We start from the raw sequence: 17,565 nt of genomic DNA, 5'->3' as shown, positions 1-17,565 counted from the left end.
TGCTAATCAAAAGGATTCTAACGAGACTGCGGCAACAAATGCAAAAATCAATGCGGTTATTGCGAATCTAGAAAGCAATAGCACACAACCTTTGCAAGATATTTCAGTAGATAAGGATAGTTTAGCTAAAGACAATGATTCTCAAGTGTCAAAACTAAGCAATACAGAGGTAAATGCCTCACAGCAAGAAAAATCTCCAACCAAACAACCACAAAATGAGCCAACAAAGCCTAAAGCTAATCTCAAAGACAAAAAACTATCCGAAGTCTTTAAAGAGGGTGAAGAATTTTTCAAAAACAAAAATTACGAATCAGCAGAAGAATATTTACAATTTGCCATAAAGGGTAACTATAAGCCTGCGCGTGGGAATTATTTGCTAGGCGAAGTTGCGTTTGCCCAGAAACGTTATGAAGACGCTATTTATTACTATAAAACGAGTGCTACGCGCTATGATAAGGCGGATTATATGCCGCGTTTAATGCTAAATAGTGCAAAATCATTTAATGCCATTAATGAAAGGGATAATGCGAAACGTTTTTTAGAAACACTGATTTCACTTTATCCTAAATCCAATGAGGCTAAAGAAGCTAAAAAGCTTTTGAAATAATTGTATTTTATCTTAATTAGGAGAAATCAATGATAGAAAATAATCAAGTCGTCAGCATTGAATATCAAGTGAAAGAAAATGGAACAGATAATGTCTTAGATTCCAATGTTGGCGGCAAACCATTAGAGTTTATTATGGGTGCGGGTGAAATCATTAAAGGTTTAGAAGAAGCCATTGCGCAAATGTCTGTTGGGGACAAAAAAGAAGTCATTATTGCCCCTGCAAATGCCTATGGGGAATACTTTTCTGATTATGTGCAAGAAGTGCCACGAGACCAATTTGTCGGCATTGATTTGCAACAAGGTATGACATTGTTTGGTCAAGGTGAAAATGGCGAAACAGCCCAAGTCATCGTAAAAGATTTTAATGATGAGATGGTAATTATAGATTATAATCATCCACTAGCGGGCAAAGAATTGCATTTTGTCGTTACAATCTTGGATTCTCGCGAAGCAACAGAAAAAGAATTAACTTGTGGTTTGCACGCACAAGAGCATCATCACGGCGAAGGTGGAGGGTGTTGTGGCAGTTGTGGTTGCCACTAAATTGATGAATCTTGCATTTGCCTATACGCATTCTCCTATATATTTTCACTTCAGGCAAAGTCCTCGTGATTTTGTCGTTGAAGAAGTGCCTCTTTATTCTTTTAGCGGGGAGGGTGCGCATTTAATTTTAAAAATACGCAAAAAATCCCTTACGACTTTTGAATTATTAAAGATTCTTTCTGCAACTTTTGGTATCAAAGAAAATGAAATAGGCTATGCAGGCTTAAAAGACAAGAATGCTTTAAGTATCCAACACATTAGCTTGCCAAGATATTTAATAGAATCCAAAATAGAATCTTTCAATCACCCTCAAATCAAAATCCTTAATCAAACTTACCACAATAACAAAATCAAACTTGGACATTTAAAGGGCAATAGATTCTTTATTCGCTTAAAAAAACTAGACCATTTGAATGCACAAAAAATCTTGGAAGCTTGCAAGAGAATTACACAATTTGGGATTCCAAATTATTTTGGCTATCAACGTTTTGGAAAAGAGGGCAATAATTACCAATTAGGCTTAGAAATCATAGAGGGAAAATGTAAGATTCGTAATAAAAAACTGCAAAACTTTCTGATTAGTGCTTATCAAAGCTATCTTTTTAATCTATGGCTTTCTTTGCGTCTTGATATTTCTCATTTGATTGCAAACACTGCGCCAGAATCTCTACACCAAGCTCTTAAAATCTATCTTCATTGCGAGGAGATTCCTCATCATTTTAGCAATATGACGTATTGTAAAATGCTAAAGAATCAGCCCCATTGCTTTAAACTGCTCAAGGGCGATTCTATGTGTCATTATCCTTTTGGAAAAAATTTTATTCTCAACGAAATGGATAATTTGATTGCAGAATCCGAACGTTTTATGCGCAAAGAGATTGCGATTACAGGAATCTTGAGCGGGGCAAAGGCAAAAGTGAGCGAAGAGGAGGCGGGATTTTTGGAATCTCGGTTCTTGGATTCTAGGATTAGAAGTGTAGGGCAGAGACGTTATGCTTGGATTTTTCCAGAAAATTTAAGCTTTCACTATAAAGAACAAGAAGCACAAGGAGAAATAGAGTTTTATTTGCCAAAAGGCGCGTATGCAACCAATCTATTGCGTGAAATAGCTCATCGTGAAATTGTGGAAACCATAGATTTGGAATTCTACGAAGAAAATACATTTTAATGTTTTAAAATTAATCAAAGGAAACTAATGTTTGATAAAATCATCAAAGAAAACCAATTCAAAACAAAATGTGTGATTGCAATTTATTTATTGATTTTTATTTTGATTGGGTTGCTTGCGGATATTGTGCGTCTTGACGCTTCAAGCTTGGGCAATGGATTCTACCAACTTTTAACCTTTAAAAGTTTTCCTATCATTACTTTTGCATTATCTACTATTGCCGTCTTAATTATCTTGTTTGCGATTCGTAACTTTAAACGCATTTTGCTTAGTGGCAATGAATACAAAGAAATTATTTACGGCAAGGAGGAAAATGCACAAGAGCGTGAGCTTAGCAAGATTTTAGACGAGCTGGTTAAAGTAGCAAATCTTTCCTTTCGTCCTAAGCTTTTTCTAATGGAAGCACCTTTTATGAATGCCTTTGCAAGCGGTTGGGAGGAGCAAAATTCACTCATTGCAGTTACAACTACTCTTGTGCGGAATCTCTCAAGAGAAGAATTAAAAGCAGTAGTGGCACACGAATTAAGCCATATTCGGCACGGGGATATTCGGCTAACTTTAATGGTTGGTATCTTAAGCAATATTATGCTGCTAGTTGTTAATTATGGGGTGCAGCATTTACCCGCTCGCCAAAAGGGTGCGCAGACTGCACGCACGATTCTAATGATTTTGCAATTTGTTCTACCATTATTAACCCTTGTATTGCAAATGTTTTTGAGTCGCTCTCGTGAATATATGGCGGATTCTGGGGCGGCATATCTTATGAATGATAATGCGCCTATGATTCGGGCATTACAAAAAATTAGTGGCAATTACGCCCAATCAGATTTTTCACAAGCAGATACGAATCCCACGCGCTCGGCTCTTTATATTTTTAATCCTAAAGAACTCTTTAGCACACATCCAAGCATTGAGAATCGCATTCAAGCTTTGCTTCAAAAATAAAGGAAGATAATGAAAGAAAAAACAAATGAAATGGAAGAAAACATTAGAAAAATTTTTGATTATATTGGAGAGGATAGGGGGCGAGAGGGTTTATTAGAGACGCCTAAACGCGTGTTAAAGAGTTGGGAATATCTTTATAGTGGGTATAAGAGTAATCCTAAGGAAATTTTGGGAAGAGTTTTTATTGAGGGTGCTTGTGATGAAATGGTAGTGTTAAAAAACATTGAATTTTATTCTGTATGCGAACATCATTTGTTACCTTTTTTTGGCAAAATTTCTATTGGTTACATTCCAGATTCTAAAGTCGTAGGAATCTCAAAACTAGCTCGCTTGGTAGAAGTATATTCGAGACGCTTACAAATTCAAGAAAAAATGACAGCACAGATTGCGGATACATTAATGGAGGTTTTGCAACCTAAAGGTGTAATGGTTGTCGCAGAAGCAAAACATATGTGTATGGTGATGAGAGGTGTAGAAAAGCAAAATAGCCTAATGCTCACAAGCGCGATTCGTGGATTATTCAAAAGCGACCATAGGACAAGAGAAGAGTTTATGGGACATATTGCAAACTAAGGCAAATCTAGTTTATTTTGAACCAAAAACTGCCGTCTTTGATACACTCCTTATTGACGGAATAGTTCAATTTTGCTTTTCTTAGGAATGTCGCCTATCATAAGGCGATGTTTGATTACTTTTTCAATATTTTCAAGAGTATATTGATTCACTTCATAATCCTCTAAAGCATTGGCTTTCAAATGGAAAATATTAGTATTATTTGCTCTTGCTTGAATAAATAAATTGCAGTGAAGTCGGTCTATACTATGGAGAATATCTAAAATCTGCTCTGCGTAGGTTTTAGTATCTAAATTATCTTTAAGCTTAAATGTTAGTTGGATATATGCCCCGCTTTCTGAAAGAAATTTTTCTAATTCATCATCAGCAGTCCATATACGTGCAGTTAATGGCATTTTTAAAGTAATGTGCCAATCAAAAATATATTTAAAAATCGCCTTAGCATTGGTTTCAAAGCCTCTCAAGTCATTATAAGCAATCACGAGGGGATGGGATTTGATTTTGTCCCCTTTGAGCTCTCTAATATCAAGTCTGATAGATACCCAAGAGGGCATAATATGCACCTCTTCAAATGTATCAGCGTAGGCTTGGGATAATACTAAGAGTCTATTGATTCATAATTTCTGTGGTGCTTTTTAGTTTTTGTTTGTCAAAATGTGTATAAATGCGCGAAGTATCAAGACTAGCGTGTCCAAGAGCTTCTTGAACTAATACCAAATCTTGACTTTTTTGATAGAGTAGGGTAGCGAAACTATGGCGCAACATATGCGCACCATTCTTTTCCTTACGGATTCCATTGGTAAGCAAAACTTGCTCGACAATACGACTAACATACGCTTGTGTAAGTTTTTTGCCCTTATGATTGCAAAAGATTAAATCCTCTTGAACTCCATTAGGACGAGTATTAATCCAACCCGAAAAATCATCATTAATGTTTTTTGCCTTTATCATCACTACACGTGGTTTATTACCTTTGCCACGCACTTGAATGATAAAAAATTCTCCATCTAGCATAATATCCTTTATCTTGAGATTCAATGCCTCACTGACACGAATCCCAGTATAAATGATTAGTTTAAGCAGTAAGCGATTGCGAGTACCCAAATTCTCGTGTTTAAAGGGAAAATTATCAATTCCATTTAAGAAACGATGCACTTCATTTTCATTCATATAAGAGGGTAATTTCTGCCCGCTTTTACCACGCAAACCACCCCAATTTTTAAGTTCAATACGAAAATTATACGAAGCACCTTCATCGTCTTCATTTTGCTTATCAATAAAGCTAAAAAAGTTTAAAAGTGTCATACGATAATTCTTTTTTGTTGCATCTGAAAGTGCGCTTGTATGGATAGTCAAAAACTCCTTTAACATTTCTTCATCTACTTCCTTGAGACTTGCAAGCCCCAAATAAGTCAAATATTCATAGAGTTTTAAAAGCGGTTGAACATAGGTGTTAATACCAATCAAGCCAGCATTGCGGCATTGTTTGCAAATCTCTTGCAAATCCTTAATCTCTGCGATTCCGTGTCTTAATTTATTAAGAGCACCAATAATTTCTTTTTTGTCTCTGACTTGATGGTTAGATAAGCTATTGAGTTTGCTATAAACAAAACGTTCCATCCAGAATAATAAATTATTAGGAAAATCATCTTTAAAGTCAAGTGGATAACGCATATTTAATCCTTATTATTTTTGGATATATTGTACAATAAACCAAGCAATTTGATTTGAAGTCATTTGAATTTAAGTTAATTTTAGCATAGAAAATTTTAAATTTTGTATTAAAAGCCAACTTCCAAACTTAAATTAAAATCCGATAAAAACCGCCGAATAAATAGCAGGGAAAGTGATGTAAATGTGAGAGTTTAATAACCTGTGATTCTATTTTGCAAATCTTGCTCAAAGAATCTCAAGGAGGCAAAGCTTAAAGATTGCCCACCTGTTTGTCATTCTGCACGAGAGTTAGGATTCTTTCTCCTCAAAGTCATTTTTGCCTCGTGCAATAAAAATAATTCGCGTGCCGCTAAAATCAAAATGTTCGCGTAAAGTATTCACCAAATAACGTTTATAGCTGAAATGCAAGCTTTTAGGACGATTCATAATCAGTGCAATTTGTGGGGGTTTGCTCTCAAATTGCGTTGCATAATAAACCTTGACAATTTTCCCGTGGTCGCTAGGAAGTGGGTGGCGTGCAGTGGCTTCCTTGATGATTGTATTGAGTTTTGCAGTCGGAATCCTAAAGGTAAAATTACGATAGACTTTCAAGATTTCTTCTTCTAACTTTTGGATATGACGTCCATTAAGGGCTGATATTGTAAGCATAGGAGCATATTCTAAAAATTTAAAGCGCAATTTAAAATCCTCTAAGATTCCCTTAAAATCCTTATGCGCAATATCCCATTTGTTTAAAACAACAATCACGCCCAGCTTGTATTCATCTACTAATCCCGTGATTTTCTCATCTAATTCTACAAAGGGAGTAGAGGCATCAAGCACCAAAATTGCAATATCTGTGCGCTCCAAGACTTCACGCGTGCGTTGCATTGCGAATTTCTCTAACCCCTCAATCTTGCCTCTCTTGCGGATTCCGGCTGTATCTACGAAATTGACTTTATGTCCCTTGATTTCCCCTACCTCATCTACCGGGTCTATGGTTGTTCCAGCGATATTAGAGACGACAGAACGTTCTGTTTTCAACAATGCGTTTAATAGCGAGCTTTTCCCGACATTCACGCGCCCAATGATTCCAATATTGATTTGTGCAGCTTGCGATTCTGTATCATTAGGAGATTCCTCTATAAACTCCTCCAAATCCTCTTGTGCCTCTTGGTTAAAAAGTTGTTCCAATGCGTCATTTTTAAGAGTGGATAAAATCGCATTTTCAAGCTCTAGGATTCCACGATTATGCGAGACGGAAACATAAAAGATTTGCTTTGTGCCAAACTCCATAAACTCCCACGCATTTTGCTTTTCTTTTTCATTATCAATTTTATTAACTACCAAAAAGATATTTGGATTTTTGCGCTCCAAAGAATAAAAAATTTCTTTGTCTATGGCTTGGGGTGGGGTTTTGCCATCTACCATATAGAGAATTAAATCCGCAGTTTCACTCGCTTTGATAGAATGTTTAGAGACATTTTGAAATAACGAATCCTTGTCCTCTAATCCACCGGTATCCAAAAGCAAAAAGGGCAAATCTTGCAAGGAAATGAGTGCTTTTTTGACATCACGTGTCGTGCCTGCAACTTCTGAAGTAATTGCGATTCTTTGTTTGCAAAATCGGTTAAACAATGAGCTTTTACCCGCATTAGGTCTCCCTATAATCGCAATGCTGCCATAAAATTTATCCATTTTCTCGCCTTTAATTTAAAGTTTGATTTTACTTTAAGCGTGCGTCTTTGTCAAATCTTTAGCTTAATTTTAAGCATAAGATTCTATGATTCTGCCAAAAATTTTATGGAATTGGCGATGGAATCCAACAAACAAGCTATTATTGCTATGTTGATTGCGGCATTACTCTTTACGGGAATGGGAATGTTTGTAAAAATGCTCACACCGAATTTACCAGCCATAGAAGTAGCCTTTGCCCGAAATTTCTTTGGCTTAATTTGGATTCTAGGTGCATTAATGATAAATCCGCCCAAAACACCGCAGGGGGGCAAGCCTTTCATACTCTTTTTTCGGGGATTTGCCGGTGGAAGTGCAATGATGGCATATTTTTATAATATGTCGGTAATGCCTTTAGGCACAGCCTATGCGTTCTCTTATACTTCCCCGATTTTTTTAGCTCTTTTGAGTGTGGTTTTTATCCACGAACGCGTATCGTTGAGAATCTGGATAGCAATCTTTATGGGATTTGGCGGAATCTTGTTGATTTCTAATCCTCAAAGCATAGATTTAAGCTTCTTTGGATTCTTAATTGGGATTTATAGCGGGATTGGAGCGGCACTCGCATATCTGTCAGTGGCGGAGCTTGCTAAAAATTATGACCCTCGCATTATCATCGGTTCTTTAATGCTTAGTGGTTCTATCTTGCCTCTTTTAATGCAATGCGTCTCTTATGAAAGATATCCCATTGCCTTGTTTGAGCCTTTTATTATGCCAAATTTAAAAGAGTGGGGCTTGATTTTGGTAATGGGGATTGTCTCTATGTATGCACAAATCTATTTGACAAAGGCTTATGGTTTGGGGAATCCACCCCTTATTGGAGCGATTTCTTATGTTACGATTTTTATGGCGACTTTAGCGGGGATTATCTTAGGCGACCAAGTGCCGCACGGTTTGGTGATTGTGGGTATGATTCTGATTGCTTGCGGTGGAATCTTGGCTGCATTTTCAAGAAAACATATCAGAACCAAAAAACAATAATATTTTTATTTTTGCTTATTTTTAAGATTAAATCACTCCCCATAAAGTAAAAATCAATGAAAAAGCGTTATAATTAAAGCTTTATAAAAGAATGATAATTAATAAGGAATATCCGTGCCAAAAGATGCACAATACGAAAATGCAACTGAAATTTTAGAAAAAGTCCAAGAACCCATACGTTACAGAGTGATTCTGCTCAATGATGATTACACAACACAAGAATTTGTAATGGAAATTTTGCAAATCGTTTTCCATAAAAATTTTGAAGAGTCGCTTAATCTAATGCTCAAGATTCATCATAGCGGTAGGGGAGTGTGCGGAATCTATCCTTATGACATTGCTGAAATCAAAGCAGTGCAGGTGCGCAAAATGGCGAAAGAGAAGCAATATCCTTTGCGCGCAATTTTAGAAAGAATATAAGAGAAAGTTATGTTTGAAATCAGTAAAGAATTAAATAGTGTATTACAAAGCGCACAAAAAGAAGCTAAGATTAGAGGGCACGAATATCTCACATTAGAACATATTTTTCAAGCATTGCTAGAAAATGAAAAAATCATCAAAGCCTTACAAGAATGCGGCGGAAATATTGATATTATGAAGCAACAAATCAAACGTTATTTAGAGCATTTTTTAGTTGCTTTTCCAGAATATAAAAACAACAACGAAATGCCACAAGAGACGCTTGCAGTTACGCGCGTCATTGAAATGATGATAAGCCACGTGCGAGGCTCACAACGCAAACAGGCGCAAGTTGGCGATTTGCTTGCGGCAATTTTAGAAGAAGAAAAGGCGTTTTGCACCCAGATTCTAAAAACGCAAGGAATCACGCGTTTGAATATTTTAGAATACATCACAGAAAATCAAGAGGATTTTAACGCAGACACGCAAAAAAATGGGGATAAAGGCGCATTTGATTCTAACGAAAAACAAGAGGAAAGGTTAGAATCTGCATTAGAAAAGTATTGTACAAATCTTACCAAAGAAGCAAAAGAGGGTAAGATTGACCCTGTGGTTGGGAGAGAAGTAGAGATTAGACGTTGCTTTGAAATCTTGCTCCGCAAGAAAAAAAACAATCCTTTGCTTGTAGGAGAACCCGGAGTAGGTAAAACAGCAGTAGCCGAAGGATTGGCTCTAAGAATCGCACAAGAAAAAAGCCCCCTAAACGATACAGAAATCTATATGCTCAATATGGGAGCACTCGTTGCAGGCACGAAATATCGGGGGGATTTTGAAAAACGCATTAAGCTTTTAAGTGATGAAGTGCTAGAGCGTGGGAATATCGTGCTTTTTATTGATGAGATTCATATGCTTATCGGTGCGGGAGCAACCAATAGTGGCAGTATGGACGCAGGAAATTTGCTTAAGCCTCTGTTAGGCAGTGGAAAGTTGCGCTGCATTGGAGCAAGCACTTATGCAGAATATCGTTCTTTCTTGGATAAGGATAAAGCACTTTCCCGCCGCTTTGCCAAAGTAGAAGTTAAAGAGCCAAGCCAAGAGGAGAGCATTTTGATTCTGCAAGGAGTTAGAAAGCACTATGAAAATCACCATAATGTGCGTTATACAGATGAGGGAATCGCACTAATGGTAGAATTGTCGGTGCGTTACTTGCACGAACGATTCTTGCCTGATAAAGCCATTGACATTATGGACGAAGTCGGTGCGAGCTATAAACTTGATGGCAAAAGTGGCAAAATAAGCTTACAAAGCATTAAGCAAATGGTAGCTAAAATGGCTAGAATCCCTGAAATTGAGGCGACCAAAGACGATAAAAGCTTGCTTAAGAATTTAGAAAGACACTTAAAAAGCAGAATCTTTGGGCAAGATGAGGCAATTAGCGAAGTTGTCAGCGCATTAAAACGCAATAAAGCAGGCTTGAGCATTCCTAATAAACCTATTGGCTCTTTTCTTTTTAGCGGTCCTAGCGGCGTGGGCAAAACCGAGCTTGCCAAAGAGATTGCAAAGGCATTGGAAATTAACTTCGAACGTCTTGATATGAGCGAATATATGGAGAAATTTTCTACTTCACAGCTTATTGGCGCAGCAGCAGGCTATGTGGGCTATGAAAAGGGCGGAATCTTAACGGAAATGATTAAGAAAAATCCGCATACCTTGTTGTTATTAGACGAAGTGGAAAAGGCGCACCCTGAAGTCTTGAATTTGTTTTTGCAGGTAATGGATTATGGAAAACTCACAGACAATAATGGACAGAGTATAGACTTTTCTTCGGTGATTTTGATTTTGACTTCTAATGTTGGCTCTAAAGAATCTCCCGTGCTTGGATTCAAGCAAGATTCTAGTGCGCGTTTTGCTAGTGCAATCAAAGAAAGTTTTTCCCCAGAATTTAGGAATCGCCTAGATGCAATTATTTCCTTTAATGCGTTAAGCCCAAAAGAAATTTTAAAAATCGTAGATAAAAATATCGCGGATTTAAACCAGCAGATTCATTCCAAAGGGATAGAAATCGTCTTGGCAAAAAGTGCGAAAGAGTATTTGGCAAAAGTTGGATTCAATGCCGAACTCGGAGCGCGCCCATTGGCAGTTGTGATTCAAAAAGAAATTAAAAATCCAATGAGTGATTTAATGCTCTTTGGGGATTTAAGTCAAGGCGGAATCATTACTTTTGAATACAAAAATCAACAACTCCTCTATCACACTAAAGCACGCGATACAAAATCAAAGGATTCTAAAAACATTGCGCGCAAACCAAACAAACAATCAAACAAAGGCAAGCAATGATAGAATTTGCTTGGAATTTGGAATCACAAATTGCGGCAATTTATCGTAAAAGTGGCTATTTGCACGGCATTGATACAATAGAATCTCAAAGTTTAGAATCTTTTTTTGGCTTAGACAAAGAAATCAAACTTTTATGCGCCAATACGGAATCCTTTTTGTATCAAGGCTTAGGCGTGAATGTTTTATTATGGGGTGCTAGAGGGTGTGGAAAAAGCTCATTGATTAAAGCCTTGTTGCTCAAATACGCCAAAGAGGGCTTAAGAATCTTGCAGGTAGAAAAAGAAAATTTAGAGATTCTACCCGAGATTTTAGATATTTTACGCAACAAACACTATAAATTCATCATCTTTTGCGATGATTTAAGCTTTGAAAACAATGAAAAAACCTATAAAGGCTTGAAAAGTGTGTTAGAGGGTGGATTGGAAACATTGCCCAAAAATACAAAAATCTATGCCACCTCTAATAGACGACATTTGTTACCAGAATTTCACGATGAAAATGAGATTTTTGGCTATGAGGGAAATGAAGACAAAATCGCATTAAGCGACCGCTTTCCATTGTGTATTGGATTTTACGCTCAAGGAAGCACAGAATATTTGGAAGTTTTAGAAAGTTATTTCAAAGAAATAAAAGAAACACAAGAATGGGAAAAGATTCGTAAAATCGCCCTACAATATGCTACCCAAAAGGGAACGCGCAATCCACGCACTGCCGCACAATTTTATATGCTTTACCAAAGTGGTTTGTTAGACTATTTATAAGGAGAAAAAATGATAAAAAAATGCTTATTTCCCGCCGCAGGTTATGGCACGCGATTCTTGCCTGCAACCAAAACAACGCCTAAAGAAATGTTACCCATTATCAATAAGCCTTTAATCCAATATGGTGTAGAAGAAGCAATGGCGGCTGGAATCTTTAATATGGCAATCGTTACAGGACGAGGAAAAAGGTCATTGGAGGATTTTTTTGATATTAGTTATGAATTAGAACATCAACTTAGGGGAACGAGTAAAGAAAATCTTTTAAAAGACATTCGTCATATTTTAGAATCTTGCACTTTTTCTTATACGCGTCAAATGGAAATGAAAGGCTTAGGGCACGCAATATTGACCGGAGAAAGTCTGATTGGGAACGAACCCTTTGCAGTGATTTTGAGTGATGACTTGTGCGATAATGAGGGGGAGGGCGTGTTAAGCCAAATGTGCAAGATTTATGCAAAATATCGTTGCTCCATTGTTGCTGTAGAGGAAGTGGAATTAGAGGAAGTAAGCAAATATGGTGTGATTGCGGGGAGAAAAATAGATGAAGATGTGTTTGTCGTAGATGATATGATTGAAAAACCAAGCAAAGAGGAAGCACCAAGTAATTTAGCTATCATTGGACGTTATATTCTCACTCCAGATATTTTTGAAATTTTGCATCACACTAAACCGGGCAAAAATGGTGAGATTCAAATTACTGATGCACTTTTGGAGCAATGCAAAAGGGGAATGGTGCTCGGATATAAATTTAAGGGTGCGCGCTATGATTGTGGTAGTGTCGATGGCTTTGTGAAAGCAACGAATATTTTTTATGATAAATTGAAAAATGGTTAATAGCTATGTATAGTTTTAATTTTCATCTTTTTATTTTTTTGTTTTTATGTATCTTGATGATGCCGTTTTTCTTGCTTGCAGGTGGATTTGTTATCTATGAAAGAATCCAATCCTACCTTGCGATATTAAGAGGGCGAGAGAGAAAGTTCCAAAACATTAATTATCTCATCTCAATCTTTAAAGATGAAAATTCCGAACACGAATTACTAGAAGAGGCATTAGCAGCCTTTAATCAGCATTTTTTACATTTTGGAGACATTGGCAAGGAGAGCAAAGAATATCAAGGGCGCATTGACTTTATCAGTGCGCTTTCTTGGTGTCCCAATATGGATATTGACCGCGTAGTCAATTATAGAGAAGAGATTGTCAAAGCAAATCCAAATTATAAAAAAGAAATAGAAACAGTGATTGGTTCGGCATTAAAGAATCGTGATGAGAAAAAAGCCAAAAAGAAATAGCAACTTCAATTTAACAACAAAAAGGAAAGTGAAATGGATTTTTTAGCATTAAAAGGAGGGACGCGTTTGCAAGGAGCAATCAATATTGCAGGGGCGAAAAATTCTGCTTTGCCTCTGATTGCATTGACCCTTCTTGCCGCCAACAAAGTAACACTTGAAAATCTCCCTAATGTCGTAGATATTAAGACATTTTTCAGTCTCCTTACAATGCTTGGTTGTGAGGTGAGCGAACAAGATAATCATACAACAAGCGTAGAAATCTCTAAACTCAATAGCACAAAGGCGACTTATGATATTGTGCGTAAAATGCGCGCATCTATTTTGGTTCTAGGACCTCTTTTGGGACGCTTTGGGCATTGCGAAGTCAGTCTCCCCGGAGGCTGTGCCATTGGGGCGCGTCCTGTGGATTTGCATATTAAAGCATTAGAAAAAATGGGAGCAAAGATTCGGATAGAGGGAGGTTATATCATCGCAACTGCCAAAGAGGGACTAAAAGGTGCGACAATAAACTTTGACAAAATCACCGTTACAGGCACAGAAAATATTTTAATGGCAGCCGCAATGGCAAAAGGCAAGACGACTATTATCCACGCAGCTAAAGAGCCTGAAGTCGTGCAACTTTGCGAAGTATTAAAAGCAAGTGGTGTAGAAATTAATGGAATCGGAAGTGATGAGATTGAAATCTATGGAACGAATATGGAAGCTTTAAGATTACCCGATAGAATCGTGGTGATTCCAGACCGCATTGAAGCAGGGACTTATTTGTGTGCGGGGGCGATTACAAATTCTCAAATCACTTTGCACAGAATCAATCCAAATCATCTAGGCGCAGTGATTTCTAAGCTTGAGGAAATTGGCTTTAAGCTTACCTATAATCACGATTCCATTACAATTTATCCCGCAGAAAAACGCAATGCCTTTGAACTCTCTACGACAGAATATCCGGGATTCCCCACAGATATGCAGGCGCAATTTATGGCACTTGCAACGCAATGTGAGGGGAGTAGCATTATTGAGGAAAGGCTATTTGAAAATCGGTTTATGCATGTAAGCGAATTGCAACGTATGGGAGCAAATATTAGTTTGCGTGGCAATACCGCAACAATTTATGGAGTCAGTGAGCTCATTGGTGCAGATGTGATGGCAACGGATTTGCGTGCTTCTAGCGCATTGGTGATTGCAGGTTTAGTTGCAGAGGGACAAACAGATATTCACAGAATCTATCATTTAGATAGGGGTTATGAGGACTTAGAAGCAAAGCTTACAAAATTAGGTGCGCAGATTTCTCGCTTGCAGGAATAGGCTTGCTAATGGATATTCCACATATTCCTGTTTTGCTAAGACAAGTTGTAGAATCCTTTGATACACCTTTAATGCAAAAGGGTGGGGTGCTTATTGATTGTACTTTGGGCTTTGGTGGGCATAGTGAGGCATTATTAAACGCGTATCCCAATCTTAAAATCATAGGAATTGACCAAGACAAAAATGCAATTGCTTTTGCAAGCAAGAGATTAGAAGGCTTTGGGGAGAGATTCTCTTATAAATTTGGCAGATATAGCGAAGTGCTAGCGCAACTCTTTAAGGAAGTGGATTTGTATCGGGGTATTGTTGGAATCCTAGCAGATATTGGCGTTTCTTCTTTGCAGTTTGATGACAAAGAGCGCGGATTCTGCTTTGATTCAGAACAACTTGATATGCGAATGAATCAAGAGCAGATTTTAAATGCCAAAGAAATCGTAAATCACTACACTTTAAGTCAGCTAGAACAAATCTTTAGGGATTTTGGAGAGATTAGAGAGTATAAAAAACTCGCGCGTTTGATTGTGGAATCACGAAAAATAGAAAAATTCACAAGTGCTAAGGTACTAAGTCATTTGATTGCTAAGCACTTTTGCCACCCCAAGATTCACCCGGCAACGCAAGCATTTCAAGCCTTGCGAATCGCAGTCAATGATGAATTGGGTGAATTGACACGATTGCTTCAAATCATCAAAAATCAACCCCTGCAAAAAGGCGCAAGGCTTTCTATTATTTCTTTTCATTCCCTAGAGGATAGGCTTGTGAAGCTTGCGTTTAAAGAATGGGAGAAAAAATGTATTTGCGATAGGGGGATAATGCGGTGTGTTTGTGGAAACAACCACCAAAAAGGGCGGAATCTCTACAAGAAACCCTTGTGCGCAGAGGAAAGAGAAATACAAGCAAATCCACGTTCGCGAAGCGCAAAGCTTCGTAGCTTTGAATTTCAGAGGGATTAAATGGAATCTTACGAAAATTTGCGCTTAGAGCAGAAAGACAAAATGCGAAAACGGAGTTTTTGGGAAAGATTCTTTAGAAAAGAGAGTAAAATCTCTGAAGAAAATTTAGATTTTTTAGAAGAGCGATATGCAAAAACCAATGATATATTGGAATCTCCAAACGATTTTATTTTGCCACAAGAACCAAAAGGAAATCTTGTCTTATTAGATGATTTATTGCTTGAGGTCAAAAATGAAAATTCCTCTAATGAGGCAGAATCACAAACTACAAGCCTAAATATAGAGGAAAAAGAAGCTGTGTTAGAGGTAGATTTGACTACCAAAGAGATTCCATTTAAATTCGTGTGTCTTGTGTTTGTTGTTATGTTTGCTGCACTTTTGCTTTTTGTACCAAAAGTTTATATTCGCAACAATATTTATTATACAAGTCGCAGCCTCATTCAACTTCAGGCGCAACTAGATTCTTTGAATGAGGAAAATAAACATATCAAAAAACAACTAGAGGACATTAAGTTTAAGAATCTCACACACGAGCTAGATTTCTAACTTGGTTTGATTGTGGCAAGAGGGGTAGGGTAGAATCCCTATTAAGCTTCAAATCTAAAAGAGGCACTCTCTTGATGAATAGAGCCATAAAACCATATTCCAGATTCCGAGTTATTGAGCCTTTTCCCTATCCATTGCGCGCTATATTCTGCGTATGAAGCAGTAATAGTCAGTGTATTTGGAGTTTTAAGCCAATCTTGTAGGGCAGGGGTGTTTTGATTTTCTTTAGGAATCCCCACGAACATTTCAAGATTAGAATTTAACATATTTTGGAGATTACTCAAAAGAGATTCATAATTATCTTTGGGAGTTTTTAGCTCTTGCAGGGCTTTAGATAGAGAATCTCCCGTGCTTTCAAAAAGATAAAGATTGCGATTAAGCCCCTTTTGCAAATCCTCTCCAAACTCATTAAAATCACCATCAAAATCTACATTGAAAGTTTGTCCCTCTAACAAACTTTTGAGGGCAGAGGTGAGGGATTCTTGTCCATTGGTGATTTGGTTTTCAAAGTTTTTACCTAAAGCAAGTTGGTTTTGAGTTTTTATTTTATTGCCGCCTCTATCAGTAAATTCTGCGTTGAAAGTCGCAACAAAGCTAGAAGAATACGCGAGGCTTTGAGAATATTCTCCGCTTTGGTGATTGTAGTGAAACGTGTAGGAAATGCTTTGTGTAAATTCAATGCTTGTGGTATTAAAGATTGAACCTACATAAATACCACCTTTAGAGCCACCGGGTGCATTTGCACTTGAAGCAGGCAACTTAGAATTTTGCACCATACTTTCTATCATAGAATTAGCATATTCATCATACCCATTTTCTATTGCATCAACCAACACTCTTAACATTACATTTGCCAAGCTATTATGCGCCTTGTCTATTGGGCTGATATTCAAGAGGCTTTGCTTGACTTCATTATTCATTGCTACCTTAGTGTCCTGTGTGTCGGCTTTAGCATTATCCCCTGTTTTATTGCCGCTATCATTAGGTTCTTTACTGATTCTTGGCTTGAGATTCTCCAATGTATTAAAGGTGGAATGTTGATTAAAAAGATTCAATGAAATTGCCATTTGATTCCTTATATGAGAATTTTTAAGCGTTAAGCATAAACGAGCTTTTATAACTAGAACTTGAATAGCTTAGAATCTCTAAACTCTCAATATCCATTTTTTGCGCTTTCCATTGCTGTTCGTTTGACATATCTGCGTTTTGTATGCCTACTTTAGCGGTGGTAATATTTAAGTTATACTCCCTAGAACTGAAACTTGCAATGTTGTTTAACATATTTTTAGAATCTTTGTTGTTTGTATCATTTTGATTTTGTGCGATTCCTAAGAATATCTCCAATGAGGAACTTAAGACATTATGCAATGTTTCAAAAAGAGAGACTAGCTCTTTATCCTCTCTACCATATATCTTGCCGAAGTCGTTTTTCTGGCTTAAGACTTCATTAAAGGCATTTGCTATGGCATTATTCTTGCTATCAATGATGAGTAACATATTATCCAATCCACTGTTTTTGAAGCTCTCTTCGTCTAGCTCTCCATCATAGTCTAATGTAAATTTCTGTCCTTCTAAAAATTCTTTAAGCGTGTCATTTACACTCTCTACACCACCGGTGATTTGGCTCTCAAGGCTTTTGCCCATAACAAGTTGTGTTCTGGAGACAAAGGTATTACCATTTTTATCCGTGATTTCTGAATCAAAATTTGCTACCAAAGAAGAGGAATAAGAAAGACTTTGCGAATACTGTCCACTTGTGCTATCATAGC

General features: G+C 37.2%; 19 protein-coding genes. 14 read left to right on the top strand and 5 right to left on the bottom strand.

Features of this window, described 5'->3' with window-relative positions:
• From HDT10_RS04440 to folE, 5 genes are all read left to right on the top strand, one after another.
• On the top strand, positions 1-607 hold a 607-nt coding region (locus HDT10_RS04440; RefSeq protein WP_290880455.1), incomplete at its 5' end, for a tetratricopeptide repeat protein.
• Between the two features lie 29 nt (positions 608-636).
• The gene (locus tag HDT10_RS04435; protein WP_290880453.1) at positions 637-1,152 is read left to right on the top strand and encodes a peptidylprolyl isomerase; all 516 of its coding nucleotides are present in this window, start codon (positions 637-639) and stop codon (positions 1,150-1,152) included.
• A 4-nt stretch (positions 1,153-1,156) separates the two neighbouring features.
• Positions 1,157-2,320 carry a tRNA pseudouridine(13) synthase TruD gene (gene truD, locus HDT10_RS04430; RefSeq protein ID WP_290880457.1) on the top strand — a complete coding sequence of 388 codons (1,164 nt, stop codon included), beginning with the start codon at positions 1,157-1,159 and terminating at the stop codon, positions 2,318-2,320.
• 9 nt (positions 2,321-2,329) lie between these two features.
• The gene (gene htpX / locus HDT10_RS04425; RefSeq protein WP_290880456.1) at positions 2,330-3,265 is read left to right on the top strand and encodes a zinc metalloprotease HtpX; all 936 of its coding nucleotides are present in this window, start codon (positions 2,330-2,332) and stop codon (positions 3,263-3,265) included.
• Positions 3,266-3,274: 9 nt separating this feature from the next.
• Positions 3,275-3,838: a GTP cyclohydrolase I FolE gene (gene folE, locus HDT10_RS04420; protein ID WP_290880452.1), complete on the top strand. Its 564-nt coding sequence runs from the start codon at positions 3,275-3,277 to the stop codon at positions 3,836-3,838.
• Positions 3,839-3,888: 50 nt separating this feature from the next.
• On the opposite strand, the gene HDT10_RS04415 is transcribed toward folE, so the two are convergent.
• From HDT10_RS04415 to der, 3 genes are all read right to left on the bottom strand, one after another.
• On the bottom strand, positions 3,889-4,392 hold the full coding sequence (locus HDT10_RS04415; protein WP_290880449.1) for a hypothetical protein: 504 nt from the start codon (positions 4,390-4,392) through the stop codon (positions 3,889-3,891).
• 52 nt (positions 4,393-4,444) lie between these two features.
• Complete coding sequence (locus tag HDT10_RS04410) at positions 4,445-5,512, bottom strand: tyrosine-type recombinase/integrase (protein ID WP_290880447.1); 1,068 nt, start codon at positions 5,510-5,512, stop codon at positions 4,445-4,447.
• 288 nt (positions 5,513-5,800) lie between these two features.
• Complete coding sequence (gene der, locus HDT10_RS04405) at positions 5,801-7,189, bottom strand: ribosome biogenesis GTPase Der (protein ID WP_290880444.1); 1,389 nt, start codon at positions 7,187-7,189, stop codon at positions 5,801-5,803.
• 117 nt (positions 7,190-7,306) lie between these two features.
• Here der and HDT10_RS04400 point away from each other — a divergent pair, with 117 nt between their 5' ends.
• From HDT10_RS04400 to HDT10_RS04360, 9 genes are all read left to right on the top strand, one after another.
• Entirely contained in the window at positions 7,307-8,206 is a 900-nt protein-coding gene (locus HDT10_RS04400) for a DMT family transporter (protein WP_290880441.1), read from the top strand.
• 114 nt (positions 8,207-8,320) lie between these two features.
• Positions 8,321-8,626 (top strand): ATP-dependent Clp protease adaptor ClpS, encoded by a 306-nt coding sequence (locus HDT10_RS04395; RefSeq protein ID WP_290880439.1) that lies wholly within the window; start codon positions 8,321-8,323, stop codon positions 8,624-8,626.
• A 9-nt stretch (positions 8,627-8,635) separates the two neighbouring features.
• Positions 8,636-10,942, top strand: coding sequence for an AAA family ATPase (locus tag HDT10_RS04390; RefSeq protein WP_290880436.1), 2,307 nt, complete (start codon positions 8,636-8,638; stop codon positions 10,940-10,942).
• Positions 10,939-11,703, top strand: coding sequence for an ATP-binding protein (locus tag HDT10_RS04385; protein WP_290880434.1), 765 nt, complete (start codon positions 10,939-10,941; stop codon positions 11,701-11,703). The genes HDT10_RS04390 and HDT10_RS04385 overlap by 4 nt, the downstream gene beginning before the upstream one ends.
• A 9-nt stretch (positions 11,704-11,712) precedes the next feature.
• Entirely contained in the window at positions 11,713-12,537 is an 825-nt protein-coding gene (gene galU / locus HDT10_RS04380) for a UTP--glucose-1-phosphate uridylyltransferase GalU (RefSeq protein ID WP_290880431.1), read from the top strand.
• Between the two features lie 5 nt (positions 12,538-12,542).
• Positions 12,543-12,995, top strand: coding sequence for a hypothetical protein (locus HDT10_RS04375; protein ID WP_290880428.1), 453 nt, complete (start codon positions 12,543-12,545; stop codon positions 12,993-12,995).
• Positions 12,996-13,028: 33 nt separating this feature from the next.
• Complete coding sequence (murA, locus tag HDT10_RS04370; RefSeq protein ID WP_290880405.1) at positions 13,029-14,297, top strand: UDP-N-acetylglucosamine 1-carboxyvinyltransferase; 1,269 nt, start codon at positions 13,029-13,031, stop codon at positions 14,295-14,297.
• Positions 14,298-14,305: 8 nt separating this feature from the next.
• Positions 14,306-15,250, top strand: coding sequence for a 16S rRNA (cytosine(1402)-N(4))-methyltransferase RsmH (rsmH, locus tag HDT10_RS04365; RefSeq protein ID WP_290880403.1), 945 nt, complete (start codon positions 14,306-14,308; stop codon positions 15,248-15,250).
• A complete protein-coding gene (locus tag HDT10_RS04360; protein ID WP_290880401.1) occupies positions 15,251-15,796 on the top strand; it encodes a hypothetical protein in 546 nt (181 codons plus the stop codon).
• 41 nt (positions 15,797-15,837) lie between these two features.
• On the opposite strand, the gene HDT10_RS04355 is transcribed toward HDT10_RS04360, so the two are convergent.
• Both HDT10_RS04355 and HDT10_RS04350 read right to left on the bottom strand, forming a co-directional pair.
• Positions 15,838-16,863, bottom strand: a complete 1,026-nt coding sequence (locus HDT10_RS04355) for a hypothetical protein (protein WP_290880399.1) — start codon at positions 16,861-16,863, stop codon at positions 15,838-15,840.
• Between the two features lie 22 nt (positions 16,864-16,885).
• Positions 16,886-17,565: hypothetical protein (locus HDT10_RS04350; RefSeq protein ID WP_290880397.1), on the bottom strand; the 680-nt coding region annotated here is incomplete at its 5' end.

Origin of the sequence: Helicobacter sp. (assembly GCF_014799995.1) — a bacterium.
GTDB lineage: Bacteria > Campylobacterota > Campylobacteria > Campylobacterales > Helicobacteraceae > Helicobacter_D.
The sequence above is the reverse complement of the archived record's forward strand: the minus strand, read 5'-3'. Positions and strand labels throughout refer to the sequence as shown.